Here is a 26377-nt window from a genome sequence, read left to right on the forward strand (position 1 = left end):
CCAATTGGTTTTTTGGTTTGGCTACCAGCCCTCAGTTGCAAATCGCCAATAAAACCCCTACCCAACCCAACAATCCCCATGCTAAAATAGCGCCTCGTTCAAACAGGCACGTCAGTTTGAACGAATAGACCGCAGTAAACGGAGAGGTGGCAGAGTGGTCGAATGTACTTGACTCGAAATCAAGCGTACGTTAAATCGTACCGTGGGTTCGAATCCCACCCTCTCCGCCAGAATACATAAGAGAAGCTCCCGCAAGGGAGCTTTTTTTATACCCGCCACATGTGCAAGGCGAGCCGCCAGCGCAATAAGGCAGGTAGAAAAAACCGCCCAAAGCGCGCAGCGCAAGGCGTTTTTTCCTCCATTCAGGCTTTGAAAGCCAGCGCTCCCACAAACGCAATCTAATGCACTAGCCTCGCCACCGCAAACGCGACGCCCGACATGGCAATGATCGTCCCCACACACGACAGGATGACAGCCGACTTCGCCTCAGCCACATCGGACTTGGTCGCATAATTGGAGCGCACCACAGCGAGGTCCAGTTTCAAGCCACTGACATCCGTCTTGAGAACGCCGACATCGGTCGTGAGAGCAGCGACATCCGTTTTCAGACCAGCAACATCCACCTTGAGACTAGTGACATCCGTTTTCAGGCCGGCAACATCGACTCTGATGTCAGTCACATTGGCCTTTACATCCTTTACGTCCAGTTTCACACTGGCCATGTCCTTTCCCAGCGTGTTGACTTGCTCGTCCATGGCGCAATCCTCCGTGCTTGTCACTGCATGCTCCTCGCTTTTTTCACCGCTGTCAAACAGTGTCCCGAGGGTATCGCGCATGGCTTTGCTATTGCTTGCCAGGCGTTGCGCCAGCGCCGTCACGCGCTGCAAGTCGGCCATTCCTTCGCCCTGTAGCTGCTCCGTGGCAGTCTGCAATTCGACGGTGATCTGCTCGCTGAGACTGGCTGCGACCTGTAGCCACGCATCGATCTTGCGCTGGCGTGACTGTTGCGTCAGCGCGCCATGCCGCGCCTGCGTATCGCTCAGCTTGTGCATGCTGTTCATGCTGCGTCCTCTTCACGTTGGGGCCGATGCCGCCCACGCTACTCCTCGCCGATAGTGTCCGCCTTGACCCCGCTCACCCTATGGTAATCTACCGTATCCCCATCCTGTCCCCATACCCAAGCAATGAGCCGATTCTGGAGCAATATCGTCAGCGAGCTGACCCCCTACATCCCGGGCGAGCAACCCAAACTGCCCAACCTAGTCAAACTCAACACCAACGAAAATCCCTACGGTCCGTCGCCGCAGGTGCTCGCCGCACTGCGCGAAGCAGCCAACGACAGCCTGCGCCTCTACCCTGATCCGTCCGCCAGCGAACTGAAGCAAACCCTGGCCGGCTACCACGGCTTGAACAGCAATCAAGTGTTCGTCGGCAATGGCTCCGACGAAGTGCTGGCGCTGGCCTTCATGGCCTTGCTCAAGCACGATGCGCCGCTGCTGTTCCCGGACATCAGCTACAGCTTCTACCCCGTGTATTGCAAGCTGTACGGCATCGATTACCGCACGGTAGCGCTCGACGATGCCATGCGCATCCGTCCGGAAGATTACCAGGGGCCGTGCGGCGCCATCATCTTCCCCAATCCTAACGCCCCCACGGGCGTGGACTTGCCGCTGGCCGGCGTGGAAACCTTGCTGTGCGCTCATCCCGATGCCGTGGTGGTGGTCGATGAAGCGTATGTGGATTTCGGCGGCGAGAGCGCCGTGGCCCTGGTGGCGCGGTATCCGAACTTGCTGGTGGTGCAGACGTTCTCGAAATCGCGCTCGCTGGCCGGCTTGCGCGTGGGCTGTGCATTCGGGCATCCGGACTTGATCGAGGCGCTGGAAAGAGTCAAGAACAGTTTCAACTCGTATCCGCTGGACCGGCTGGCGCTGGCCGGGGCCGTCGCATCGCTGCACGACGAAGCGTATTTCCAGCAGACGCGCCAGGCCGTTATTGCCACCCGCGAACAGCTGACGGCGGACTTGGCGGCGCTGGGCTTCGAGGTACTGCCCTCGGTGGCCAACTTTGTCTTTGCGTGTCATCCGCAGCATGACGCGGCGCAACTTGCCGCCGGCTTGCGTGCCCGCTCCGTGATCGTGCGCCACTTCAATGCGCCGCGCATCAGCCAGTATTTGCGCATCAGCATTGGTAATGTGGGCGAGTGCGCAGCCTTGATGGCGGCGTTGCGCGAGATATTGTCGTGATGGCAGGCCTGGTACGGCTGCCGGCAGCCGTACCAGGCGCCAGTTTGCTTACTGCTGGCTGACTCGGCGGCGGCGCGCCATGAAGCCGAGCAAGCCCAGGCCGCCCAGCAGCATGCCGTAAGTGGCTGGCTCCGGTACGGCCGACACGGACAGGTTATTGATGGTTGGCCAGATGCCGATCTGTCCGGCTGTGCTGACGGACAGGTCGGAGAACGCGCCCGACGACACGAAGCCGATAAACGAAGCTTGCGTCGGCAGGGCCAGATCATAGCTGAGCAGCTCGCCCAGTGCATTGCGCGCTGTCAGCGTGATGCTCTGGCCATTGGCATATTCGCCGGCAAAGTTCGATCCGAAGAAGAATCCCCCCACACCGCGTACGGCACTGGAAAAGTTGGAGAACACCACGCTGTCGTTGCGGTCGTTCGTACTCAGCCAGTTGTCGCTGCCCGTGCCTGCGCCATACAGGATGGGCGAGGCGCCAACGCTGCTGACCGTGTAGGCATAGCTGCCCGCGTTGCGGTTCAGCGGGCCGTCGAGCGCATCGATGGGTAAATCATCAAAGGTGTCGACGCCGGTATTGCCGACCGCTGCCAGATAGGCGGACTGGCTGGTAAACACCGTGATGTCTGCGTGTGCGGCGCTGGCGGCGAGCAGCAGGGCGGCGGCGCTCATGATTTTCAGGCGGGAGAATGCAGTTTGCAAGATCGACTCCTTCACAAGGGTTGGGAAAAGGATGCGGCAAAAGTTTACTTATTTATAATGCCAATTCAATATAATATTAACTAGAAAAAAATGCAATACAAAGTTCTTTATGATAATTTTCGTCTTGTATAGCTGAAAAGCGGATGTTTCCCAATCACCACTGCGTGTACGCCAAACGTCGCGCAGGGCCGCGCCATGCTGCCGCCACGGGCCATTTGTGCAACAATAATCGGATTCATTCATCGACAGGACGGACAATATGGCAAAAGTGGCATTCATCGGTTTGGGCGTCATGGGTTTCCCCATGGCAGGTCACCTGGCGGCGGGCGGGCACGACGTCACCGTGTACAACCGCAACCCGGCTCGCGCGGCCGCCTGGCTGGAACAGCACAAGGGCAGCAGCGCCGCCACGCCGGCTGCCGCGGCGGCCGGCGCCGAGTTCGTCTTCACCTGCATCGGCAACGATAACGACCTGTACCAGGTCATTCTGGAAGAGGGCGGCTTGCTGTCCGCCATGGCGCCGGGCAGCATCCTGATCGATCACACGACGGCTTCGGCCGAAGCGGCGCGCACCATCCACGCGGCGGCGAAAGAGCAGGGCGTGTTCTTCCTCGACGCGCCTGTGTCCGGCGGCCAGGCGGGCGCGGAAAACGGCAAGCTGACGGTGATGGCGGGCGGAGATGCCGAGGCGTATGCACGGGCCGAGCCTGTCATCGCCCTGTTCTCGCGCGCCGTCACCTACATGGGCGCTTCCGGTTCCGGCCAGCTGACGAAGATGGTCAATCAGATCTGCATCGCCGGCCTGGTGCAAGCTTTGAGCGAAGGCATCGCCTTTGCGGAAAACGCGGGCCTCGATGCGGCCCTGGTCGTCGACGTGATTTCCAAGGGCGCGGCGCAGTCGTGGCAGCTGGAAAACCGGGGCAAGACCATGATAGAGCGCAAGTTCGACTTCGGTTTTGCCGTCGACCTGATGCGCAAGGACCTCGGCATCTGCCTCGCCGAAGCCAAGCGCAACGGCAGCGACTTGCCCGTGACGACCTTGACGGACCAGTTCTATGGCGAAGTGCAACAGGCGGGCGGCAACCGCTTTGATACATCCAGTCTGATTACCCGCCTGAACAAAAAGTAATCGTTCAACGGCCAGCCACGGCGGCGCGTCCCTGCAAAGGGCCGCGCCGTTTGTCGTTTACGCCAGCATTAACCTTAAAACGTCAGTTTCCGGAACATCTGGTTTCGATTTTCATGGAAAAGCATGGACTTCGCTAGCTCATCGTGTATTATTAAAAAACGAGATGAAATGTCCCAATTTTTAAAACATTATGAGTGGACCCGCATGAAAACCAACTCCTCAGCGATAACACGCGTTGTCGACAAGAACATTCCCTACCTGTCTTCCGCCGTTGCCATCTGGCGTCCCCGCGCCGTGCTGCGCAGCTGGCCCGGCGTGGCCATCGCGCTGGTGATCGCCCTGTCGGCCACCTTTATTTCCAGCAATTACGGCGGCCCCCAGTTGCTGTATGCGCTGTTCTTCGGCCTGGCTTTCCACTTCCTCGCCTCCGACCCCACCTGCAAGCCCGGCATCGAGTTTTGCAGCAAGGTGCTGCTGCGCACGGGCGTGGCCCTGCTGGGCGCGCGCATCACCTTCAACCAGATCGCTTCCGTGGGCGTGATGCCGTTATTGATCGTCGTCGGCGGCCTGGTGGCAACTTTGGGCTTCGGCTACCTGCTGGCCAGGTGGCTGAAACGCCCCATCACGGAAGGCATCCTGTCGGGCGGTTCCGTGGCCATCTGTGGTGCCTCGGCCGCGCTGGCCATCTCGGCCGTGCTGCCGCAAACCAAGGAAAACGAAAAATTCACGCTGCTGACGGTGGTGGGCGTGACGACCCTGTCGACCCTGGCCATGATCGTCTACCCGCTGCTGGTCAAGCTGCTGGGCTTTGATCCGACGGAAGCGGGCGTGTTCATCGGCGGCACGATTCATGACGTGGCGCAAGTGGTGGGCGCCGGCTACCTGGTCAGTAATCACACGGGCGACGTGGCCACCTTCGTCAAGCTGACGCGCGTCGCTTGCCTCGTGCCTGTCGTGCTGGGCCTGTCGATCATGTTCAAGCGCAAGGATGGCAAGAGCGAAGTCGATGCGCCGCCGCTCGTGCCATTCTTCCTGATCGGCTTTGTGTGGCTCGTCATCACGAATAGCCTGGGCCTGATTCCGCAGGAAGTGAATGGCTGGATCAACAATGCCTCGCGCGCCTGCCTCGTCATCGCCATCGCCGCGCTGGGCGTGAAAACGTCGTTCCAGTCGCTGGCCTCGCTGGGCTGGCGTCCCGTGATCATGCTGGTGATGGAAACCGTGTGGATCGCCGCCTTTGTCGCCATCGCCGTGCTGCTGACGCGCTAAGCGACCCGGGCCCGCCATGAAGATCCTAGTCCTCGGCGCCGGCGTGGTCGGCACGGCATCGGCCTGGTACTTGCGTCAGGCGGGCCACGACGTGCGCGTGCTCGAGCGTCAGGCGGGCGCGGCGCAGGAAACCAGCTTCGGCAATGGCGGGCAGATATCCGTCTCGCATGCGGAACCGTGGGCCAATCCCGCCACCCTGCGCAAGGTCGTGCGCTGGCTGGGCAAGGACGATGCGCCGCTGCTGTTCCGGCCCCGCCTCGATACGCTGCAATGGCAGTGGGCGCTGCATTACCTGCGCGAGTGTTTGCCGTCGCGCGTGTCGCGCAATATGCGGCAGATCGTTGCCCTGGCCGAGTACAGCCGGCAGAGCCTGCAAGCCTTGCGGCGCGAGACGGGCATCGCCTACGACCACCTGGAGCGGGGCATCCTGCATTTCTATACGGAGCAGCAGGAGTTTGATAAATCGCAAGCGGGTGCCGCCCTCTTGCGCGAGCTGGGCTGCCCGCGCAATACCGTCAGCGCCGATGAAGTGATACGGCTGGAACCGGCCCTGGCCCATGCGCGCCCGCACATCGTCGGCGGCGACTTTACGGCCAGCGACGAGTCGGGCGACGTGCACCTGTTTACCACGGCGCTGGCCGCGCGCGCCGCCGCGGCCGGCGTGGATTTCCAGTACGGCACCACCGTGACGCGCTTGCTGGCGGACTGTGAACGCATCACGGGCGTGGAATGCATCGATGCGCAAGGGCGCCATCGCCTGGAACACGCGGATGCCGTGGTGGTGGCCATGGGCAGCTTTTCCGCGCCCTTGCTGCAGCCGCTGGGCATGCGCTTGATGCTGTATCCGGGCAAAGGTTATTCCGCCACCTATCCGATTCTTGACCCATCCGCCGCACCGACCGTCTCGCTGACGGACGATGGCCACAAGCTCGTGTTTTCGCGCCTGGGCGAGCGCCTGCGCGTGGCGGGCACGTGCGAGCTGAACGGCTACACGCGCGAACTCAATCCCGTGCGCTGCGCCGCCATCACGCGCCGCGTGCAGGCGCTGTTCCCGCACGCCTGCGATTACGGCGACCCTGTCTACTGGGCCGGCCTGCGCCCCCTGACGCCCTCGAACGTGCCGTATATCGGCGCCACGCGCTACCGCCAGCTGTTCCTCAACACGGGCCACGGCACCCTGGGCTGGACCATGGGCTGCGGCGCGGGCAGGGCGATCGCCGACCTCGTGTCGGGGCGGCGGCCTGAAGTCAATTTTGCGTTTTGCGGGGAGCCACCCCGGCCAGAGACCGCTTTGGTTCAACTTAGGAGAGCACCACGATGAGAGACGACGCCACCCCCAGCCAAGCACCCGGCGGCCTGACCCTGGCCGGCACCACCTACCAGTCGCGCCTGCTGGTGGGCACGGGCAAATACAAGGATTTCGAGGAAACGCGCCTGGCCATCGAAGAGAGCGGCGCCGAGATCGTCACCGTGACGATACGCCGCGTGAACATCGGCCAGGAGAAGGGCGAGCCGAACCTGCTCGACTTCATTCCGCCATCGAAATACACGATCCTGCCCAACACGGGCGGCTGCTACAACGCGCGCGACGCCGTCTATACCTTGCAACTGGCGCGCGAGCTGCTGGGCGGCCACCCGCTGTGCAAGCTGGAAGTGCTCGGCGATGAAAAGACCCTGTTCCCGAACATGCCGGAAACCTTGAAGGCGGCCGAGCAGCTGGTGCGCGACGGCTTCCAGGTGATGGTGTATTGCAGCGACGACCCGATCCAGGCGCGCATGCTGGAAGACCTCGGCTGCATCGCCGTCATGCCGCTGGCGTCCCTGATCGGCTCGGGCATGGGCATTCTGAATCCGTGGAATCTGTCGCTGATCATCGAGCAAGCCCGCGTACCCGTGCTGGTCGATGCAGGCGTGGGCACGGCGTCGGACGCGGCCATCGCCATGGAACTCGGTTGCGACGGCATTTTGATGAATACCGCCATCGCGGCGGCGCGCGAACCGATACGCATGGCGCGCGCCATGAAACTGGCAGTGCAGGGCGGACGCGAGGCCTACCTGGCCGGACGCATGCCGAAAAGTATGACGCAGCCTGGCGCCATGCACGCCTCGCCGTCGTCGCCAATGGCCGGGCTGATCGCCTGAGCCAAGTTTGCAGCACCGTAGTTGATTATCGTTTCAAGCGTTTATAAAAACCACAATACCTGGAGATGACATGAAACACACACTCGTAGCGGCAGCCATCCTGGCCTCCTTCCTTGCCGGAAATGCCAGCGCCCAATCGTCCGTCACCGTGTACGGCTTGCTCGACGCGGGCCTGACCTCCGAACATGGCGGCGCGGACGGTTCCGTCACCAAGCTGGCCACCGGCGTGCAGTCGGGCAGCCGCATCGGCTTCAAGGGTACGGAAGACCTGGGCAACAATCTGAAAGCCAATTTCTTGCTGGAAAACGGCCTCGACGTGGATACGGGCGCCAACCGCCAGGGCGCCTTGTTCGGCCGCAAGGCTTACGTGGGCCTGTCGGGCGGCTTTGGTACCGTAAACCTGGGCTTGCAGCACAACCCGCTGTTTACCGCGCTGGACAATATCGACCCCTTCGAGACGGGCATGACGGGCGCCTCGATCAACCTGATGAGCGTGGCCAGCCTGCGCACGAAAAACTCCATCATGTATGAAACGCCAAAGGTGAACGGCTTGTCGGCCGCCATCATGTATGGCTTGGGCGAAAAGCCGGACAGCAACACCCTGGGCCGCACCATCGACTTTTCCATCGACTACGCCAATGGCCCGCTGGTACTGACGCTGGCGCATGACAACCGCAAGGATACGCCGCTGAACACGGCGAAAGTCACCTTGCTGGGCGGCACCTATGACTTCGGCCCCGCCAAGCTGCACGCCGCGTATGAGACGGACAAGGATGATGCGGGCACGGATTTCCGCAACGTCATGCTGGGTGCGTCGGCCCCTGTAGGCGCGGCGGGCAGCGTGATGGCGTCCTACATCAAGAAGGATGACCGCACGAATGCGCGCCGCGGCGGGCGCCAGCTGGCCATCGGCTATACCTATGCCTTGTCCAAACGCACGAATCTGTACACCTCGTACGGCCGCATCAACAACGACGGCGCGGGCACCAATTTCGTTGGCGATGCCTCCAGCGGCGGCAGCGTGCCCTTGCCTGGGCATAACTCGAGCGCCTTCACGGCCGGCATGCGCCTGAAGTTCTAAGCGCGGCGCAGAAGGAGAACGATGGCGGCTTGTCTGTTGCGGATAAGCCGCCATTGTTGTTTCAGGAGTGGACCTAAGTCACGGATTCCGGATTCAGGAATGAAACAGTCCGATTTTTCATGAATTTTCATTGACAGCGCATTTCGCAACCGTTAAATTGAACACGTATTTCAAATATCGGAACAAAATATACCGATTTTTCATAAAACCGTAAGGAGACTGAGCCATGACCGATTTGTCCGACCAAAAAGCCGCCGCCGCAGCGATACCTGTGGGCCCGCAAAAGATGACGCCTTCCGAAGCGTTCGTGGAAACCCTGGCCGCCAATGGCGTGACCGATATGTTCGGCATCATGGGCTCGGCCTTCATGGACCCGATGGATATCTTTGCCCCGGCCGGCATCCGTTTGATTCCCGTCGTGCACGAGCAGGGCGCCGGCCACATGGCCGACGGCTATGCCCGCGTCTCGGGCCGCCATGGCGTGGTCATCGGCCAGAACGGCCCCGGCATCAGCAATTGCGTGACCGCCATCGCTGCCGCCTACTGGGCGCACACGCCGGTGGTCATCATCACGCCGGAGACGGGCACGATGAGCATGGGCCTGGGCGGTTTCCAGGAAGCGAACCAGCTGCCGATGTTCGAGGAATTCACGAAATATCAAGGTCATGTGACGAATCCGGCCCGCATGGCGGAATTCACGGGCCGTTGTTTTGACCGCGCCATGTCGGAAATGGGGCCGACGCAATTGAACATCCCGCGCGACTATTTTTATGGAGAAATCAAGGCGGAAATCCCGAAACCGAACCGCCTGGATCGCGGCGCCGGCGGCGAACAAAGCCTCAACGATGCGGCGGAGCTCCTGGCCAAGGCCAAGTTCCCCGTGATCATCTCGGGCGGCGGCGTCGTCATGGGCGAAGCCATCGAAGAGTGCAAGGCCCTGGCCGAACGCCTGGGCGCACCCGTCGTCAACAGCTATCTGCACAACGACTCGTTTCCCGCCAGCCATCCGCTGTGGTGCGGCCCGCTCGGCTACCAGGGTTCCAAGGCGGCGATGAAACTGATCGCCAAGGCCGACGTCGTCGTGGCCCTCGGTTCGCGCCTGGGACCGTTCGGCACCTTGCCGCAGCACGGCATGGATTACTGGCCGAAGAATGCCAAGATCATCCAGATCGACGCGGACAACAAGATGCTCGGTTTGGTCAAGAAAATTTCGGTGGGCATCTGCGGCGACGCCAAGGCGGCCGCCAAAGCGATTATTGCGCGCCTGGACGGCAAGACGCTCGACTGCGACGCCACCCGCGACGAACGCTATGCCACCGTGCAAGCCGAGAAGGCCGCGTGGGAAGAGGAGCTGACCAACTGGACGCACGAGAAGGATGCGTACAGCCTGGACATGATCGAAGAGCAGAAGAAAGAGCCGGGCAACTATCTGCACCCGCGCCAGGTCTTGCGCGAGCTGGAAAAAGCCATGCCGGAAGACGTGATGGTGTCGACCGACATCGGCAACATCAACTCGGTGGCGAACAGCTATCTGCGCTTTGAAAAGCCGCGCAGCTTCTTTGCGGCGATGAGCTTTGGCAACTGCGGCTATGCCTTCCCGACCATCATCGGCGCGAAAGTGGCCGCACCGCACCGTCCAGCCGTGTCGTATGCTGGCGACGGCGCCTGGGGCATGAGCCTGATGGAAACGATGACCTGCGTGCGCCACAACATTCCCGTCACGGCCGTGGTGTTCCACAACCGCCAGTGGGGCGCGGAAAAGAAAAACCAGGTGGATTTCTACAACCGCCGCTTCGTGGCAGGTGAACTCGACAACCAGAGCTTCGCGGAAATCGCGCGCGCCATGGGTGCCGAAGGCATCACGGTCGACAAGCTGGAAGACGTGGGCCCGGCCTTGAAGAAGGCGATCGACATGCAGATGAATGAAGGCAAGACCACCATCATCGAAATCATGTGCACGCGCGAGCTGGGCGACCCGTTCCGCCGCGATGCGCTGAGCAAACCTGTGCGTCACCTGGATAAGTACAAAGATTACGTTTGATTTGCTGCTGGAGTGTTGGATTACGCCTTTCAGGCTAATCCAACCTACCCAACCTACCCAACCTACGCGACTGTGTAGGTCGGATTAGCCGGGCCTCGGCCCGGCGTAATCCGAGACCACCCTGACCGATCCTTGTATGACCCCGGCTCGCCGGGTTTTATGTGCCGGAACCATGTTTCATGCTTCCATGGTTCCGGCATTTTTTTTACCGAATTGGAGTCGCCATGAAAGCCCTGCACCGCATCATCGCCCAAGCCCGCGCCGTGCCGAAAAATATCGTGTTGTGCGAGGGCGACGATGCGCGCGTGCTGCAGGCGGCCGCACGGGCGGCAAGCGAAGGCTTGGCGCACATCACCATCGTCGGCAAGCCGGCCGCCATCCTGGCCCTGGCGCGCGAACATGCGCTGGACCTGGATAGCGTGCGCCTGATCGACCCGGCCGAGTCCAGCGAGTCGGAACATTATGCCCAGCAATTGTTTGTGCTGCGCCAGGCCAAGGGCATGACGGTGGAGCAGGCGAGGATCGCCGTGCAGGATCCCCTGTGCTATGCCAACCTGATGGTGCGCCTGGGCGACGCGGATGGCTGCGTGGCGGGAGCCGTGCACACGACGGCCGACGTAGTGCGCAGCGCCATCCAGATCATCGGCGTCGATCCGGCCTTCAAGCTGGTGTCGAGCTTTTTCCTGATGATGCTGTGCGAACCTTTCCATAGCCTCAAGGGCGGTTTCATCTTTTCCGATTGCGCTTTAGTGGTCGATCCGAAAGCCGAGGAACTGGCCGACATCGCCATGGCCGCCGCCGACAGCGCGCAAGCCTTGCTGATGGAAGAACCGCGCGTGGCCATGCTGTCGTTTTCCACCAGCGGCAGCGCCCACCACGCGGCCGTCGACAAGGTGCATGCGGCAACAGACCGGGTCAAGGCCCAGCGTCCGCTGCTGGCCATCGATGGCGACGTGCAGCTCGATGCGGCCATCGTGGCCGAGATTTCGCAGAGAAAAGTCAAGGATTCCGTCGTGAATGGCCGCGCGAACGTGCTGGTGTTCCCGAACCTCGACGCGGGCAATATCGGCTACAAGCTGGCCGAACGCATGGGCGGCGCCGTCGCCATCGGCCCCCTGCTGCAAGGCTTGAAGAAGCCCGCCAACGACCTGTCGCGCGGTTGCAGCGCCGACGACGTGTATAACGTGATTGCCGTCACGTCCGTGCAGGCCCAGGGTGGACGCTGACTTCCTGTTCAGCTTGCCGGTGCTGGCGCTGCTGGGCGTAGTGGCGGCGGGCACGTATTTTCAGACCGTAACGGGTTTTGGCTTGGGCATGATCGTCATGGGCGTGGCCAGCGGCCTGGGCCTGGCGCCCGTGCCCGCGCTGGCGGCCCTCGTCAGTTTGTTGTCCTTGGCGAATTGCCTGGTGGCCTTGCCGGGCGCCTTGCACCACCTGGACTGGCGCGCCATCCGCGCGGCCAGCATCGGCTTGCTGCCGGCCATGGCGGCCGGCGTCTTGTTGTTGGGATACCTGGACCAGGCGTATGCGCCCCTGCTAAAACTGTTGCTGGGCGCGGCCATCGTGTATGGCGGCGTCAGCATCCTGCTGCAGGCGCCGCCGGGACCGGGCGCGGCGGACAAGCGCAGCTTCTTCATCAGCGGCGTGTGCGGCGGCCTGTTCTCGGGCCTGTTTTCGCTGGCCGGGCCACCGCTCGTGTACCAGTTTTATCGCCAGGAAATGAGTTTGACCACCATCCGCTACAGCCTGATCTTCCTGTTCGCCATCAGCGCGGGCGGGCGCTCGCTGATGGCGGGTAGCCAGGGCCAGCTCGACGCGAAAGTCTTGCTGCTGTGTGCGCTGGCCTTGCCCGTGGGCGTGCTGGCCACGATGGCCGGCAAGCGCTATCCGCCACCGATCGCCCAACGCGGCATGCGCCGCATCGCGTTTGCCGTGCTGACCGCCATCGGTATCTCATTGATGGCGGCCGCCGTGCCGCAATTGTTCAGGCCTTGAACGTCAGCAGGGGCTTCAAGCGCGCCACCGATTGCAGCAAGCCCGCTTCCTCCTGCGCGGCGATGACGGGACCGATCTTCTTGTACGCCATCGGCGCTTCCTCGACGCGCCGTTCTTCGCGCAAAGTCACGCACTGGAACGCCATCTCGTCGCCGCCCAACGTGGGCCGCATGGCGCGCATGGCCTGGCGGCGGATGCTGCGCCCCGCGCCATGCGAGCACGACCACAGCCAGTCCGGATTGCCCATGCCCGTTGCCACATAGGAGTAATCGCCCATGGAACCGGGGATCAGCGCCAGGTCGCCCTCGCGCGCCGGCGTGGCACCCTTGCGGTGGATGTTCATGCCGTGCTCGCGCAGGATGACGTTGTGGGGCACGTCCACCACCAGGCGAGAGGTATCGTGCGCATACACCTGCGACAGGCTGTCGCGCACCAGCTCGGCCAGGACCATGCGGTTGACCCAGGCATAGCGCGATGCGACACCCATGGCGTCCATGTAGTCGCCGGCCAGTTCGCCCGTCAAGCCGTACAGGCCGGATTGCGGGTGGCGCACGCCTTTCGGCCAGGCTTCCCTGGCGCGGTCCATCCAGCGGCTGCCGACAAAAAAGCCCACGTCGCGGCTGCCGCTGTGGATCATGACGACCACTTCGCCAGGCACCAGTCCGTGCCGGTACGCGGCATGGCGGTCCATGACGGCATCGACCAGCTGGATTTCCACGAAATGGTTGCCCGATCCCGTGGTGCCCAGGCTGGGGTCGCGTATCACTTCGCGCGTGCCGACCAGCGCTTCGGGCGCATGGCGCAAGCCGCCGCCCAGTTCGCGCAGGGCGATGCAATCGTCGAGCTCGCGCAGCAGGCGTTGCTTGTCGACGCGGGGCCACAAGCCCTCATTGTGCAGGCTGTCGATGAACGCTTCCGGCCCCACGTCGAACAGGGCGGCAAACGCTTTCGAGCGCAGCGGCACGTTGCGGCCGTCTTCCAGCAGCACGTGCTTGAGCTTGCCGAGCAGCTGCGGCTTGCGCGCCTCGAACTGCGCCAGGCTCAGGCCCGTCGTGATCAGGCGCATGCCGCAGGCGATGTCCGTGCCGGGAATGGCGGGGATCACCATGTCGGGGCTGGTGGCAACGATGCTGCCCACGGGGGCGATGCTGCCCGGGTGGAAGTCGGGCGTGGCGCATGCCTTGCACACATGGCCATCCTGGCCGGGCACGCTGACGGCGGCAAACTCCATCAGCTGGCGCACGGCTTTTTCCTCGAGCGGAAAGTTGTGGGGCAGCAGCACGGACGCCTGCGCGTGCGGATTGCTGAGTGTATAAATGCCGTCGGCATAGGCGACAGCGATGCCCTGGCGGCGCAGGGCTTTTTGTAATCTGGATAGGGGAAACACGATTCTGCTCCGGAAATAACGAATGCACGGCCCTTTTGCAAGGGCCATGTTTGTTTTCCACGCAGCAGCGACAGGAAGTGCCGCCAGCTTAGCAAACTTTGTGCCGCTTGCAAAGCGAGGGGTGGGCACAAGCGTGCGCACGATACGCGGCGCCACTTGCAAAATAATCAAACAGCCTTTATATTCCCCGTTCTTTCTCGAACCTCTTCCTTATTGGAGCCAAAAGTGCCTCGCTTCTTCGCCATCACCTGCTAACGCTGACGAAATGCTCTCTGCAGCATCGTTCGGCGCGTTGACGCCCCCGATTGCTGCGGCACTGTTTTTGCTCCCTCCGCACACGTATCCGAGACGCTAGTCTCGATCGTCCACGCCCGAACACGTCGTCAGCACCCCTGACCCTGTATGGACACGCCCCGGTGAACGCGGCGTGGGACGCTATGTTTTTACAATCTTTACCCTTATTCAAATACCCGCGCACGCCGCACCTGGAAGGCTCGCGCCTGCAGGACGGCGACGACGGTTCCGACCAGATGCCCCTGAAAAAGCTGGCCGGCCAGTACGTCGTCATCGAGGAAAAAATCGATGGCGCCAACTCCGCCGTGTCGTTCAGCGATGCGGGCGAGGTGCTGCTGCAGTCGCGCGGCCACTACCTGGCGGGCGGCGGCAGCGAACGCCAGTTCAACCTGTTGAAACCGTGGGCGCACGCGCATGAACACGCCTTGCTGCATCTGCTGGAAGACCAATTTGTGCTGTTTGGCGAATGGTCGTACAGCAAGCATTCCGTGTTTTACGACCGCTTGCCCCATTACTTCAATGAGTTCGACGTGTATTGCCGCCGCACCCAGATGTTTTTGTCGACGGCGCGCCGCCACGCCATGCTGGCCGGCTCGCCCGTGCTCTCCGTCCCCGTGCTGTATGCGGGCAAGATGCCATCGTCGCCCAAACAGTTGTGGCAGTTGCTGCGCCATTCGCTGGCCAAGTCCCAGCTGTGGCGCGACGCTTTTGACACCGCGGTGGCGCGCGAACGCCTGCCGCTGGACCTGTGCTGGAAGCAGACGGACAAGTCCGACCACGCGGAAGGCCTGTACCTGAAAGTGGAAGACGACGAGCAAGTGCTGGCCCGCTACAAGCTGGTACGCCATGACTTTACGCAAACCATCCTCGACAGCGGTTCGCACCACAGCACGCGGCCCTTGATCCCGAACCAGCTGGCCGAAGGCGTGGACCTGTACGCGCCGCAGCCGCTGGTGACGTGGGAAAGCCTGGGCTTGCACACCTGCCAGTCGCTGGATGAACTGGCAACCTTTTCAAGGAGTACAAGATGAACTGGAAACAGTTACAACAACTGGTGCCGCCAGCGGGCCAGTCGCCCGATTTCAATGCCTGCCTGGCCGCCTTCCCGCAGCTGGAACTGGCGAAAACGACGCCGCAAAACCCCGTGTATCACGCGGAAGGCGACGTGTGGACGCATACGATGATGGTGGTGGAATCCCTGCTGGCTATGCCCGATTACCAGCAAGCCACGCGGGCGGAACAGGAAATCGTGTTCCTCGCCGCCTTGCTGCACGACGTGGCCAAGTGCAGCACCACCGTGATCGACCCGGTGACGGGCGCCATCGGCCAGCCCGGCCACTCGCGCAAGGGCGCCCTCGATGCGCGCATCGCCCTGTGGGATTGCGACGTGCCGTTTGCCGCGCGCGAGGAAATCTGCCGCTTGATTAACGTACATCAAGTGCCCTTCTTTGCGCTGGAAACGTCGCGGCGCGGCGTCACGCCGGAATTTACCGTGCGCGAACTGTCGTGGCAGGTCGATATCCGCTTGCTGGCCATGCTGGCCGAAGCCGATATCCGTGGACGGATCTGTCCCGATCCGCCGCGCATACTCGACGCCATCGAGCTGTTCCGCGAACTGGCGCGCGAGGAGGGTTGCTACGGTCAGCGCAAGGTCTTTGTCGATGATCACACGCGCGTCAAATATTTTCGCGGCGCCGAGGCGCATCCCGATTATTCCCTGTTCCAGGAGCCGGGTTCGCACGTGATCGTGATGTCGGGCTTGCCTGCTTCGGGCAAGAATACGTGGGTGGCCAAGCACCATCCGCGCCTGCCTGTCGTCTCCTTCGACGATGCGCGGACGGCCTTGGGCTTGAGGCACGGCAAGAACGAAGGGCAGGTGGGCGACTATGCGGAAGAGCGGGCGCGCGAACTGTTGCGGAAGGGCGAACCGTTCGTGTGGAATGCCACGCATCTGTCCAAGCTGATGCGCGAAAAGACGCTCAACCTGCTGTATAAATACCACGCGCAGGTGGAACTCGTGTACCTGGAGCAGCCACGCAAGGAGTTATTGCGGCGCAATGGCCAGCGCGACACATCGCTCAGTAACAAGAAGCTGCAGTCGATGCTGTGGAACTGGGAAATCCCCTTGCCGATGGAAGCGCATGCCGTGCGTTACTGTGTCGATTGAGGCGTCAGCAAAGGTGCGGCGCTTCATTCGGCCGGCTGTTTGATCGTTTCCGGGGAAATCAAAATAACAACACTTATTTTTAAAATTGCAACAAAGTGAGTATATTGCGACTTTTTCTCTTATTACAATGAATTGCCTGGATAGACGCATTGCCGGGCTGCGGCGCGAGGGGCTACCCTCGCGTTTCCCGTGTGAATCACTGCATGATCCACGTCCCCCTCATTGAATGAACAGGAGTCATCGATGCACAAATCTCTCATCGCATTGGCCGCCGCCGGCGTGTTAGGCCTTGGCGCCGCATCTTCCGCCCAGGCGGCCACCCAGACCATCACCTTCAGCGCCGACCGCGCCCTGGGCGCCACCAACTGGGCCGACACCCTGGGATTGGGCAAGTTCGACAGCAACCTGGGTACCTTGACCTCGATCAAGTTCCACCTGGAAGGCGCCGTACAGGGCAGTGGCAAGGCGGAAAGCCTTGACGCCAGCGCCTCCGACGTGACCCTGAGCCTGGCGTCGCTGCTGACCTTGTACCGTCCCGACAATTCCACCTTGCTGGTGGCCAACCCACTGTTCACGCAGACGTTCGCTCTGAGCGCCTTCGATGGCAGCATCGATTTCGCCGGCACCTCGGGCGCCAATACAGGACCCCGGTCCAGCACGGGCGCCAACTCCTACACGAGCGGCAGTGCCAGCGACTTTGCCCTGTTTTCCTCGGCCGGCGGTGGCTTGATCCAGCTGGGCCTGAACGCCATCGGTTCCTCGACGGGCAGCGGTTCCGGTAATTTGCTGACCCAATTCCAGACGGCCGCTTCCGGCCGCGTGGCAGTGACGTATGAATACATCAGCGCCGTGCCGGAACCGGAAACGTATGTGATGCTGCTGACGGGCCTGGCGCTGGCCGGCGTGATGACGCGCCGCCGCAAGTCCGTGGTGTGATCAGCGTTTCCCGCGTCCGGCGAGCAACTGGGCGATTTCGCTGAACAGTTCATTGTTCAGCGAGGCGGGCAGGGTGGTGGCCAGGCTGCGGCTGTAGTAGGCGCCCAGGTCCAGGCCCAGGCCCAGGCCGCAGATTTCCACGGCGCCCTGCGCTTCGCGGCGCGCCACCACTTGCCTCAAGTGTTGCGCCAGGTAAAACTCGTCGTTGGCCAGATTCGTGGCCGTATCCATCGGACAACCGTCGGACACGACGAGCAGGATGCGCCGCCGTTCCGGGCGCGCCAGCATGCGGGTGCACGCCCAGTCCACGGCTTCGCCATCGACGCCTTCGCGGTACAGGTCCGCTTTCAGCAGGGCCGCGATGTCGGGCCGCGCGCGGCGCCAGCTCGTATCGCCATCCTTGAAGACCATGTGCACGAGTTCATTCAGACGGCCCGGGTTGGCGGGCGAGCGGGCGCGCATCCAGTCGCGCCTGACTCGTCCCCCGTTCCACGCGCCCGTCGTAAAGCCCAGCAACTCCGTGCTGATCCCGGCCTGGTCCAGCGCGCGCAGCAGAATGTCGAGCAGCACGGCCACGGATTCCGCATGCGTCTTCATGGAGCCGGAACAATCGACGAGAAAGGTGACGAGGCAATCGGCCTGGGGCAGGAATTGTTCCTTGCGGAACAGCCTGCGTTCGGACGGCGAGCTGATCAGCTGCGCCAGGCGCCGGCCATCGATAGTGCCCTCTTCCTCGCCGAACGACCAGCCGTCGCGCTCGGGTATGGCCAGCAGTTGCGTGAAACGCCGCGCCAGGCGGGCCGTGTTGATGCCCAGGCTGGCGATGCGCGCATCCATGCGTTCGCGGTACTCGAGCAGCAGGGCGCGGCGCACCAGCTCGCCCGCTTTTTCTTCGCGGTCGTACGCCGTGCTGTAAATCCGGTAGGTGCCATCGCCGTCGCTGAAGGCGCGGCTCTCGCCCAGCGGTGCGCTATCGGGAACGTTGTCATTCTCGCTGTCAAAATCGAGCAGCAGCTTGAAGGCCGCCTGCGCCTTGGCGTCGCCGGCCTCGTCCTGGCTGCCGTCGCGCGCCGTTTGCGCATCTTGCAGCATGGCATCGACGGCGTGGGCGATGGCCAGAGAGTGGCGCGCAAAGGCCGCCTGGTCCGTTCGGTGGCGGCGCAAGCCCGCCAGGTCGCCGCTCAATTGTGAAGAGATGGACCAGCGCGTCGCCTCGATGAAATCTTCCGTCTTTTCCAGCACGGGCCGCGCCGTCAGGCGCGACCAGCACATCTGGAACACTGTATACAAGAGCAAGCCCGATGCGCCTTCGGCCAGGCCGGAATCGTAGAACGCGTGCGACCATGCCGTAAAACGGTGGTGCAGGTTGCCGATGACGCCAGCGTGGTGCTCTGGCGCAAGCGTTTCCACCCTTAACTGTTCCAGCAATTCGAACACGAGGCGCGCCACGGGCTCGGCCGGGCAGAGGGACTCGTGCAAGGCGGCGTCCGTGTGCAGCAGGCGCAGGGCCACGCTGTCTGCCGCACCGCGCAGCGAGGGCAAATCCTGCAGCGCCGCATCGGGCTGCAGATGGGCTGCGTGGATGGGCAGGGGGCGGTGGCCGTCGTGCAGGCGCCGGCCACGGTAGCGGATGGAAGACACGCCGCTCAGCGCGCGGATGGCGCCCGCGCACAACTCGTCCGTTTCCTGCTGCTCGCGCGTGTAGGCGGCAGGCGCGGTCGCTTCCGTACTCATGTCTGGCTCGCCAGCAATTCCTCATTGAAACAGCGCTGGTAATACTCGGCCACCATGGGCCGCTCGGCCTCGTCGCATTTGTTGAGGAAGGACAGGCGGAAGGCCAGGGCCGGGTCGCGGAAGATCTGGCAATTCTCGGCCCAGGTAATCACCGTGCGCGGCGACATCAGGCAGGCCAGGTCGCCCGCCGCATAACCGTGGCGCGTGAGGCTGGCCACGGCCACCATGCTGCTGGCCAGCTGGCGGCCCGCCTCGTCGTTCATGGCGGGAACACGGGCCAGTACGATCTCCGTTTCTTCCGCCTGCGGCAGATAGTTCAGGGTAGCAACAATGTTCCAGCGGTCGATCTGCGCGTGATTGAGCACCTGCGTGCCGTGGTACATGCCGTTCAAGTTGCCGAGTCCCACCGTATTCGACGTGGCGAACAGGCGGAAGTGGGGATGCGGCGTGATGACCCGGTTCTGGTCGAGCAGGGTGAACTTGCCGTCGCGCTCGAGGATGCGCTGGATGACGAACATCACGTCGGGGCGGCCCGCGTCGTACTCGTCAAAGATCAGGGCCACGGGGCGTTGCAATGACCAGGGCACGATGCCTTCCTGGAATTCGGTCACCTGCTGCTGCTCGCGCAGCACGATGGCGTCCTTGCCGACCAGGTCCAAGCGGCTGATGTGGCCGTCCAGGTTGACCCGCACGCAAGGCCAGTTCAGGCGCGCCGCCACTTGCTCGATATGCGTGGACTTGCCCGTGCCGTGCAAGCCCTGCACCATCACGCGGCGGTTGTGGCTGAAGCCGGCCAGAATCGCCAGGGTCACGTCCTGGTTGAAGCGGTAGGCGGGGTCGATGTCGGGCACGTGCGGATCGCGTTCCGTGAAGACGGGCACGCGCAGGTCGCTGTCGATATTGAACAGGCTGCGCACGGACTGCAAGGTTTGCGCCGCTGCGGCGGGGGGATGTTGGCGTGAATCTGGCACCTTGTTCTCCTGTGAAACCGCAGCATGGGCGCTACGGCGGTTATGAGTGACCGGCTTGCAATGCGTCGTCGTCCCCGCCCGTCGTCGGCATGGTTTCCGATTCGATGGCGGCCAGGGCTTGCGCGGCGCGTTGCAATGCTGGCAAGAAATGTAAAGCCTTGTCGTGCGTCAAACGGATGATGGGCGCCTGGATGGCCACGGCCAGGTTCGAGCGGCCGTTCGGGTTCGGCACCAGCACGGCCACGCACAGCAGGCCGGGCAGGAATTCCTCGTCGTCCAGCGCATAGCCGTTGCGGCGCACCAATTCCAGTTCGCGTTCCAGCTTGACGGGGTCTGTTTCCGTCTTGTCCGTAAAGCGCGTCAATTCCATGTGGCCCAGCAGGCGGCGCCGCTGCACGGGCGTCATTTGCGCCAGGAACAGCTTGCCGCTGGACGAGCAGTGGGCCGGCACCCGCGAACCGGGATGCAGGTAGAAGCGCAGCGGGGCCGCCGTTTCCACGCGGTCCAGGTACACCACTTCGCTGCCGCTGAAGGCCGTCAGGTTGCAGCTTTCGCCCACTTCCTCGACCAGCTGGCGCAAGACCATGCGGCGGGCGCCATGGAAAGTGTTGTTAATCAGCAGGTTCGATGCGAGGCGGCGCAGGCGTACGCCCGTGCTGTAGTGGCGGCCATCGCTTTCGCGCTGCAGCACGCCCACGCTTTCCAGCTGTTGCAGCATGCGGTGCAGGGTCGGCTTGGGCAGCCCCGTTTCTTCCACCAGCGCTTGCAGCGACAGCAACTGGTCTTTTTCGGCAATCACTTCCAGCAAGGCAAACAAACGCATCGTGGGCGTGTCGCCTTCCAGTTTTTCCGGCTCAAGTTTTGGGGATGAAATCATGTCCATGGTGGCCTCGGTTGGGTAGCTATGAGTGTTACTTCAGCTTATTTCATTTTCGAACTCAAATTGTACCGTTTCCTTGAAAATCTGTTTGACTTTTGATTGGTGAACGCTTAAATTGAATTGTATATCAAATTTCGGAACAAAATATACCGATTTTTAATAAATGAGTTGATAATTTCAACAGCTTCAATCACCACAGACCAGGAGACACCCATGAATGACATGACCGAGCAAAAAGCCGCCGCCGCAGCGGCCATCCCCACCGGACCGCAAAAGATGACGCCTTCCGAAGCGTTCGTGGAAACCCTGGCCGCCAATGGCGTGACCGATATGTTCGGCATCATGGGCTCGGCCTTCATGGACCCGATGGATATCTTTGCCCCGGCCGGCATCCGTTTGATTCCCGTCGTGCACGAGCAGGGCGCCGGCCACATGGCCGACGGTTACGCCCGCGTCTCGGGCCGCCATGGCGTGGTCATCGGGCAGAACGGCCCCGGCATCAGCAATTGCGTGACCGCCATCGCCGCCGCCTACTGGGCGCATACGCCCGTCGTCATCATCACGCCGGAGACAGGCACGATGAGCATGGGCCTGGGCGGCTTCCAGGAAGCGAACCAGCTGCCGATGTTCGAGGAATTCACCAAATACCAGGGCCACGTCACCAATCCGGCCCGCATGGCGGAATTCACGGGCCGCTGCTTTGACCGCGCCATGTCGGAAATGGGGCCGACGCAATTGAACATCCCGCGCGACTATTTTTATGGCGAAATCAAGGCGGAAATCCCGAAACCGAACCGCCTGGACCGCGGCGCCGGCGGCGAACAAAGCCTGAACGATGCGGCGGAATTGCTGGCGAAAGCCAAGTTCCCTGTGATCATCTCGGGCGGCGGCGTCGTCATGGGCGAAGCGATCGAGGAATGCAAGGCCCTGGCCGAACGCCTGGGCGCACCCGTCGTCAACAGCTACCTGCATAACGACTCCTTCCCTGCCAGCCATCCGCTGTGGTGCGGCCCGCTCGGCTACCAGGGTTCCAAGGCAGCCATGAAACTGATCGCCAAGGCCGACGTCGTCGTGGCCCTCGGTTCGCGCCTGGGACCGTTCGGCACCTTGCCGCAGCACGGCATGGATTACTGGCCGAAAAACGCGAAAATAATCCAGATCGACGCCGACAACAAGATGCTGGGGCTGGTGAAAAAGATTTCGGTCGGCATCTGCGGCGACGCCAAGGCGGCCGCCAAAGCCATCCTGGCGCGCCTGGACGGCAAGACGCTCGATTGCGACGCGACGCGCGACGAGCGCTATGCCACCGTGCAGGCGGAAAAGGCCGCGTGGGAAGAGGAGCTGACCAACTGGACGCACGAGAAGGATGCGTACAGCCTGGACATGATCGAAGAGCAGAAGAAAGAGCCGGGCAATTACCTGCACCCGCGCCAGGTCTTGCGCGAGCTGGAAAAAGCCATGCCGGAAGACGTGATGGTGTCGACCGACATCGGCAACATCAACTCGGTGGCCAATAGTTACTTGCGCTTTGAAAAGCCGCGCAGCTTCTTTGCGGCGATGAGCTTTGGCAACTGCGGCTATGCCTTCCCGACCATCATCGGCGCGAAAGTGGCCGCGCCGCACCGTCCGGCCGTGTCGTATGCGGGCGACGGTGCCTGGGGCATGAGCCTGATGGAAACGATGACCTGCGTGCGCCACAACATTCCCGTCACGGCCGTGGTGTTCCACAACCGCCAGTGGGGCGCGGAAAAGAAAAACCAGGTGGATTTCTACAACCGCCGCTTCGTCGCAGGTGAACTCGACAACCAGAGCTTCGCGGAAATCGCGCGCGCCATGGGCGCCGAAGGCATCACGGTCGACAAGCTGGAAGACGTGGGTCCGGCCCTGAAAAAGGCGATCGACATGCAGATGAATGAGGGCAAGACCACCATCATCGAAATCATGTGCACGCGCGAGCTGGGTGACCCGTTCCGCCGCGATGCGTTGAGCAAACCGATCCGCCACCTGGACAAGTACAAAGATTACGTTTGATTTGCTGCTGGAGTGTTGGATTACGCCTTTCAGGCTAATCCAACCTACCCAACCTACCCAACCTACGTGACTGTGTAGGTCGGATTAGCCGGGCGCAAGCCCGGCGTAATCCGACACAGCGCTGTGACCAAATTCTCACAGATTGTCACGAAAGCATCATAATTTCATTAAAGAATACAAGGCGTCCCGTTTTTTGAATTATTTGATTTGACAAGGCCATGCTTAAGGCTTAAATTCAATAAAAGACAAAAAACGGAACGTAGCGTATCAAAAACGATTTACGGAGACAGCCATGAACCACCCTGTACCGCATACTGACGCCGTCACCACGGACTTCCTGCAAGCATTCGGCGATGCCTGGAACCGCCACGATATCGATGCCCTGATGGCCGCCATGGCCGACGATTGCGAATTCCACGCCGTCGCCGGTCCCGAGCTTCTGGGCAAGAGCTTCATCGGCCGCGACGCCGTGCGCGCCGGCTTCGAGCTGGCCTGGCAAACCTTCCCCGACGCCGCCTGGCTCAACCCCGTGCATTTCGTCAGCGGCGAACGGGGCGTGACGGAGTCGACCTTTGCCGGCACCAAGGCGGACGGCACGCGTATCGAAGCGCGCATGGTCGATATTTTCACCTTCCGCGATGGCAAGATCGTCGTCAAGAATGCTTTCCGCAAGGATCGCCCACCCGTCGTCACAGTCTGAGCCAGCACGTTCACCAGGAATGACCATGAACAAACCTGTCGACACCCCGCCTGGCGTAATGGGCAACAACAGCACCGCCGCCCGCACGCCCTACGATCCCGCCTTCGATCCGCTGGTGGCCCAGCGCCCCGGCCACGGCAATGCCTACGCGCCCACCTACTGGATCGGCACGGCCGGCGAGCCGCCCGCCGACGACGGTCCCATCACGCATGACATCGACGTTGACGTGGCCATCATCGGTTCCGGCTTCACGGGCTTATCCTGCGCCATCTTTTTGGCCCAGGAACACGGCATCAAGGCCACCGTGCTGGAAGCGAACCGGGTCAGCTGGGGCTGCAGCACGCGCAACGGCGGCCAGGCGCAATGCACGACGGGCCGCCTGAAACGCTCGCAGTGGATAGACCGCTATGGGCTGGACACGGCCCTGAAACTGCACGCGGAAGTGTGCGATGCGATGGAAACGTTCAAGAAGATCACGGCCGACATCGATTGCGACCCGCAGCCGGGCGGCCACCTGTACATCGCCCACAAGGCGAAAGCCATGCCCGCGCTGGAAAAAGAAGCCAAGGTCATGCGCGAGATCTTCAAGTACGACGCCCGCATCCTCGACGCCGACACCGTCAAGCGCGAATTCGTCGACGACAAGGAAGCGGCCGGTGCGTTGCACGAGCCGGAAGGCATCGGCATCCATGCCGGCAAGCTGGCGTTCGGCTACCTGCGCAAGGCGCGCGCGCTGGGCGCCAAGGTGCACCCGTCCAGCCCGGTAATGGGCTGGGAAACGCGCAACGGCGTGCATTATCTGCAAACGCCAGGCGGCGTGGTGCGTGCCCGATCCGTCGCCGTGGCCACGGGCGGCTACACCTCGCCGCACCTGCATCCGCAAGTCAAGAACCGCTTGCTACCCATCCTGTCGAATTCGCTTGTCACGCGTCCGCTGACCCCGGCGGAAATCGAGGCGTGCAACTTCCGCACCCACCAGGTGATCACGGATACGCGCATCCTGCGCCACTACTACCGCCTGATGCCGGACAACCGCGTGCAGATCGGCAGCCGCAGCGCCATCACGGGCGCCGACGCGCCGGACGACAAATACAAACAGTTTTTGATCAACGATCTGCACCGCAAGTTCCCCGCGCTGACCGGGATCGGCATCGATTATTCGTGGTGGGGCTGGGTCGACGTCAGCCACGACATGATGCCGCGCATCGTGCAACCGGACCCGAAGCAATCGATCTTCTATTCGCTCGGTTATGGCGGCAACGGCGTCATGTACTCGGCGCAGGCGGGCCGGCGCATGGCCGAGCGTATCGCCGGCAAGCCCAGCGATACGGGCTTGCCGATCTTCAATTCGAAACTGCCGTATCCCAACATGATGGAACTGGTCGAGTCGCAAGCGTTCGCCCCGTTCCGCCGCCTGGGCCAGCGCTTCCTGTACCGCTGGTATCACTTGAAGGATGAAGTGTTTTAAATAGCAGTAGCCGTACTAAGCCGCCGCATGCGTTGACATAGATCGACCAGCGGCGCCTCCCGCGAGGGATGAGATTGCCCGCACGTTCACACATAACAATAACTTGGAGTGAGACATGAACACAAATACGAGCAAAAACACGGTTTTTTCAACGATGCGCCGCGCCGTCCTCGGCACCCTGGTACTGGGCGTTACCCTTGCCTCCAGCGGTACCGCCTTCGCGCAAAGCAAGGAAGTGACGATTGCCTACCAGGAAATCAACGGTCCCTTCCTGGTGGCCATCGCCAGCGGCGAAGTGGAAAAAACCACCGGCTATAAAATCAACTGGCGCAAGTTCGATTCGGGCGCCAAGGTGGCTACCGGCATGGCTTCCGGCGACGTGCAGATCGGCGTCATCGGTTCCAGCCCCCTGACGGCGGCCGTCAGCCGCGGCGTCGATCTGCAGCTGTTCTGGATCATCGACGACATCAATGAAGCCGAAGCGATGGTGGCCCGCAATGGCGCCGGCATCACCAAGCCGACGGATTTGCGCGGCAAGAAGATCGCCGTGCCTTTCGTGTCCACCACGCATTTCCACACCATGTTCGCGCTGGAAACGTGGGGCATCAAGCCCACTGAAGTGAAATTGCTCAACATGCAGCCTAACCAGATCGCCGCCGCCTGGGAGCGGGGCGACATCGACGCCGCCTTCGTGTGGGACCCGGCCTTGAGCAAACTCAAGCAAAACGGCAAGGTCCTCGTCACATCCGGCGAACTGAGCAAGAAGGGCAAGGCCACGTTTGACGGCATGGCCGTCGAGCGCGCCTGGGGCGAAGCGAACGCGGACTTCATGGCCAAGTTCGTCAAGGTGATGGCCGCCGCCGACGCCGACTACCGCGCCAATCCCAAGGCGTGGACCATCGATTCCCCGCAAGTGAAAGCCAACGTCAAGCATTCGGGCGCCGCCGCCAAGGACGTGGCCGCTTCCGTGGCCCTGTATGCCTATCCCTCGCTGCAGGAACAGGCCTCGCCGGCCTGGCTCGGCGGCGGCGCGAAGGGCGGCGTGGCGCAAGCCTTGCTGGCCACGGCGCAATTTTTGAAGGGCGAAGGCAAGATCGACACCCTGGCTACCGATTACGCCAAGTATGTGACACCCAAGTATGCACAGGCCGCCGGCCTGCTGAAGTAAACGTTGTGCAATGGCGCGCCTGCGGGCGCGCTGACTGAA

Annotated in this window: 22 protein-coding genes and 1 tRNA gene; 17 read left to right on the forward strand and 6 right to left on the reverse strand. The window is 62.2% G+C overall.

Going from position 1 to position 26377, the window contains the following annotated elements; all coding sequences use genetic code 11:
- Positions 1–140 precede the first annotated feature (140 nt).
- A tRNA-Ser gene (locus LSO07_RS10395) sits at positions 141–230 on the forward strand.
- Between the two features lie 168 nt (positions 231–398).
- Here the strand turns inward: LSO07_RS10395 and LSO07_RS10400 are convergent.
- Positions 399–1061 carry a hypothetical protein gene (locus tag LSO07_RS10400; protein WP_151093747.1) on the reverse strand — a complete coding sequence of 221 codons (663 nt, stop codon included), beginning with the start codon at positions 1059–1061 and terminating at the stop codon, positions 399–401.
- A 123-nt stretch (positions 1062–1184) separates the two neighbouring features.
- Here LSO07_RS10400 and hisC point away from each other — a divergent pair, with 123 nt between their 5' ends.
- A complete protein-coding gene (hisC, locus tag LSO07_RS10405; RefSeq protein ID WP_151093750.1) occupies positions 1185–2243 on the forward strand; it encodes a histidinol-phosphate transaminase in 1059 nt (352 codons plus the stop codon).
- A gap of 48 nt (positions 2244–2291) precedes the next feature.
- Here the strand turns inward: hisC and LSO07_RS10410 are convergent, their stop codons facing one another.
- Complete coding sequence (locus LSO07_RS10410; RefSeq protein ID WP_225317242.1) at positions 2292–2945, reverse strand: PEP-CTERM sorting domain-containing protein; 654 nt, start codon at positions 2943–2945, stop codon at positions 2292–2294.
- Positions 2946–3204: 259 nt separating this feature from the next.
- Between LSO07_RS10410 and LSO07_RS10415 the strand changes: the two genes are divergently transcribed.
- The 8 genes from LSO07_RS10415 (at position 3205) to LSO07_RS10450 (ending at position 12602) form a co-directional block, all read left to right on the forward strand.
- Positions 3205–4074: an NAD(P)-dependent oxidoreductase gene (locus tag LSO07_RS10415; RefSeq protein WP_070278732.1), complete on the forward strand. Its 870-nt coding sequence runs from the start codon at positions 3205–3207 to the stop codon at positions 4072–4074.
- A 204-nt stretch (positions 4075–4278) separates the two neighbouring features.
- Positions 4279–5343, forward strand: a complete 1065-nt coding sequence (locus LSO07_RS10420) for a YeiH family protein (RefSeq protein WP_151093753.1) — start codon at positions 4279–4281, stop codon at positions 5341–5343.
- A gap of 16 nt (positions 5344–5359) precedes the next feature.
- Positions 5360–6664, forward strand: coding sequence for a D-amino acid dehydrogenase (locus tag LSO07_RS10425; RefSeq protein ID WP_151093756.1), 1305 nt, complete (start codon positions 5360–5362; stop codon positions 6662–6664).
- Positions 6661–7485: a thiazole synthase gene (locus LSO07_RS10430; protein WP_151093759.1), complete on the forward strand. Its 825-nt coding sequence runs from the start codon at positions 6661–6663 to the stop codon at positions 7483–7485. The genes LSO07_RS10425 and LSO07_RS10430 overlap by 4 nt, the downstream gene beginning before the upstream one ends.
- Before the next feature lie 70 nt (positions 7486–7555).
- Positions 7556–8566: a porin gene (locus tag LSO07_RS10435; protein ID WP_151093762.1), complete on the forward strand. Its 1011-nt coding sequence runs from the start codon at positions 7556–7558 to the stop codon at positions 8564–8566.
- A gap of 226 nt (positions 8567–8792) precedes the next feature.
- Positions 8793–10607 (forward strand): sulfoacetaldehyde acetyltransferase, encoded by a 1815-nt coding sequence (gene xsc / locus LSO07_RS10440; RefSeq protein WP_099393039.1) that lies wholly within the window; start codon positions 8793–8795, stop codon positions 10605–10607.
- A 224-nt stretch (positions 10608–10831) separates the two neighbouring features.
- On the forward strand, positions 10832–11833 hold the full coding sequence (pta, locus tag LSO07_RS10445) for a phosphate acetyltransferase (protein ID WP_151093764.1): 1002 nt from the start codon (positions 10832–10834) through the stop codon (positions 11831–11833).
- A complete protein-coding gene (locus LSO07_RS10450; protein ID WP_151093767.1) occupies positions 11823–12602 on the forward strand; it encodes a sulfite exporter TauE/SafE family protein in 780 nt (259 codons plus the stop codon). The genes pta and LSO07_RS10450 overlap by 11 nt, the downstream gene beginning before the upstream one ends.
- On the opposite strand, the gene LSO07_RS10455 is transcribed toward LSO07_RS10450, so the two are convergent.
- Positions 12592–13989: an RtcB family protein gene (locus LSO07_RS10455; protein WP_191909616.1), complete on the reverse strand. Its 1398-nt coding sequence runs from the start codon at positions 13987–13989 to the stop codon at positions 12592–12594. The genes LSO07_RS10450 and LSO07_RS10455 overlap by 11 nt on opposite strands.
- A gap of 437 nt (positions 13990–14426) precedes the next feature.
- Between LSO07_RS10455 and LSO07_RS10460 the strand changes: the two genes are divergently transcribed.
- The 3 genes from LSO07_RS10460 (at position 14427) to LSO07_RS10470 (ending at position 17386) form a co-directional block, all read left to right on the forward strand.
- Complete coding sequence (locus tag LSO07_RS10460; RefSeq protein WP_151093773.1) at positions 14427–15314, forward strand: RNA ligase family protein; 888 nt, start codon at positions 14427–14429, stop codon at positions 15312–15314.
- Positions 15311–16450, forward strand: a complete 1140-nt coding sequence (locus LSO07_RS10465; RefSeq protein ID WP_151093775.1) for an AAA family ATPase — start codon at positions 15311–15313, stop codon at positions 16448–16450. The genes LSO07_RS10460 and LSO07_RS10465 overlap by 4 nt, the downstream gene beginning before the upstream one ends.
- Before the next feature lie 243 nt (positions 16451–16693).
- Complete coding sequence (locus LSO07_RS10470) at positions 16694–17386, forward strand: choice-of-anchor E domain-containing protein (protein WP_151093777.1); 693 nt, start codon at positions 16694–16696, stop codon at positions 17384–17386.
- Here the strand turns inward: LSO07_RS10470 and LSO07_RS10475 are convergent, their stop codons facing one another.
- The 3 genes from LSO07_RS10475 to LSO07_RS10485 are packed head-to-tail and all read right to left on the reverse strand — an operon-like array spanning position 17387 to position 20968.
- Positions 17387–19120 carry a cobaltochelatase CobT-related protein gene (locus LSO07_RS10475; RefSeq protein ID WP_151093779.1) on the reverse strand — a complete coding sequence of 578 codons (1734 nt, stop codon included), beginning with the start codon at positions 19118–19120 and terminating at the stop codon, positions 17387–17389.
- Entirely contained in the window at positions 19117–20091 is a 975-nt protein-coding gene (locus tag LSO07_RS10480) for an AAA family ATPase (protein WP_225317243.1), read from the reverse strand. Before LSO07_RS10480 ends, LSO07_RS10475 begins: the two co-directional genes overlap by 4 nt.
- 40 nt (positions 20092–20131) lie before the next feature.
- Entirely contained in the window at positions 20132–20968 is an 837-nt protein-coding gene (locus LSO07_RS10485) for an IclR family transcriptional regulator (protein ID WP_370452797.1), read from the reverse strand.
- A gap of 225 nt (positions 20969–21193) precedes the next feature.
- Between LSO07_RS10485 and xsc (LSO07_RS10490) the strand changes: the two genes are divergently transcribed.
- The 4 genes from xsc (LSO07_RS10490) to tauA all read left to right on the forward strand — a co-directional run bounded on the left by xsc (LSO07_RS10490) (position 21194) and on the right by tauA (position 26338).
- Positions 21194–23002, forward strand: coding sequence for a sulfoacetaldehyde acetyltransferase (xsc, locus tag LSO07_RS10490; protein WP_151094161.1), 1809 nt, complete (start codon positions 21194–21196; stop codon positions 23000–23002).
- 292 nt (positions 23003–23294) lie between these two features.
- Positions 23295–23702, forward strand: coding sequence for a nuclear transport factor 2 family protein (locus tag LSO07_RS10495; protein WP_151093781.1), 408 nt, complete (start codon positions 23295–23297; stop codon positions 23700–23702).
- 58 nt (positions 23703–23760) lie between these two features.
- Complete coding sequence (locus LSO07_RS10500) at positions 23761–25170, forward strand: NAD(P)/FAD-dependent oxidoreductase (RefSeq protein ID WP_208672492.1); 1410 nt, start codon at positions 23761–23763, stop codon at positions 25168–25170.
- Positions 25171–25285: 115 nt separating this feature from the next.
- Complete coding sequence (gene tauA, locus LSO07_RS10505) at positions 25286–26338, forward strand: taurine ABC transporter substrate-binding protein (RefSeq protein ID WP_404811483.1); 1053 nt, start codon at positions 25286–25288, stop codon at positions 26336–26338.
- The last annotated feature ends 39 nt before the right edge of the window (positions 26339–26377 follow it).

The sequence above is a fragment of the Janthinobacterium sp. PLB04 genome (assembly GCF_021165895.1).
Lineage (GTDB): Bacteria > Pseudomonadota > Gammaproteobacteria > Burkholderiales > Burkholderiaceae_D > Janthinobacterium > Janthinobacterium lividum.

What these genes read in the sequence shown, in the direction of transcription:
- LSO07_RS10460 (WP_151093773.1), top strand. Translation starts at nt 14,427, where the DNA reads ATGTTTTTACAATCTTTACCCTTATTCAAATACCCGCGCACGCCGCAC.
- pta (WP_151093764.1), top strand. Translation starts at nt 10,832, where the DNA reads ATGAAAGCCCTGCACCGCATCATCGCCCAAGCCCGCGCCGTGCCGAAA.
- LSO07_RS10400 (WP_151093747.1), bottom strand. Translation starts at nt 1,061, where the DNA reads ATGAACAGCATGCACAAGCTGAGCGATACGCAGGCGCGGCATGGCGCG.
- LSO07_RS10435 (WP_151093762.1), top strand. Translation starts at nt 7,556, where the DNA reads ATGAAACACACACTCGTAGCGGCAGCCATCCTGGCCTCCTTCCTTGCC.
- LSO07_RS10485 (WP_370452797.1), bottom strand. Translation starts at nt 20,968, where the DNA reads ATGATTTCATCCCCAAAACTTGAGCCGGAAAAACTGGAAGGCGACACG.
- LSO07_RS10470 (WP_151093777.1), top strand. Translation starts at nt 16,694, where the DNA reads ATGCACAAATCTCTCATCGCATTGGCCGCCGCCGGCGTGTTAGGCCTT.
- LSO07_RS10500 (WP_208672492.1), top strand. Translation starts at nt 23,761, where the DNA reads ATGGGCAACAACAGCACCGCCGCCCGCACGCCCTACGATCCCGCCTTC.
- LSO07_RS10430 (WP_151093759.1), top strand. Translation starts at nt 6,661, where the DNA reads ATGAGAGACGACGCCACCCCCAGCCAAGCACCCGGCGGCCTGACCCTG.
- LSO07_RS10475 (WP_151093779.1), bottom strand. Translation starts at nt 19,120, where the DNA reads ATGAGTACGGAAGCGACCGCGCCTGCCGCCTACACGCGCGAGCAGCAG.
- LSO07_RS10465 (WP_151093775.1), top strand. Translation starts at nt 15,311, where the DNA reads ATGAACTGGAAACAGTTACAACAACTGGTGCCGCCAGCGGGCCAGTCG.
- xsc (WP_151094161.1), top strand. Translation starts at nt 21,194, where the DNA reads ATGACCGAGCAAAAAGCCGCCGCCGCAGCGGCCATCCCCACCGGACCG.
- xsc (WP_099393039.1), top strand. Translation starts at nt 8,793, where the DNA reads ATGACCGATTTGTCCGACCAAAAAGCCGCCGCCGCAGCGATACCTGTG.
- LSO07_RS10415 (WP_070278732.1), top strand. Translation starts at nt 3,205, where the DNA reads ATGGCAAAAGTGGCATTCATCGGTTTGGGCGTCATGGGTTTCCCCATG.
- LSO07_RS10425 (WP_151093756.1), top strand. Translation starts at nt 5,360, where the DNA reads ATGAAGATCCTAGTCCTCGGCGCCGGCGTGGTCGGCACGGCATCGGCC.
- tauA (WP_404811483.1), top strand. Translation starts at nt 25,286, where the DNA reads ATGAACACAAATACGAGCAAAAACACGGTTTTTTCAACGATGCGCCGC.
- hisC (WP_151093750.1), top strand. Translation starts at nt 1,185, where the DNA reads ATGAGCCGATTCTGGAGCAATATCGTCAGCGAGCTGACCCCCTACATC.
- LSO07_RS10495 (WP_151093781.1), top strand. Translation starts at nt 23,295, where the DNA reads ATGAACCACCCTGTACCGCATACTGACGCCGTCACCACGGACTTCCTG.
- LSO07_RS10420 (WP_151093753.1), top strand. Translation starts at nt 4,279, where the DNA reads ATGAAAACCAACTCCTCAGCGATAACACGCGTTGTCGACAAGAACATT.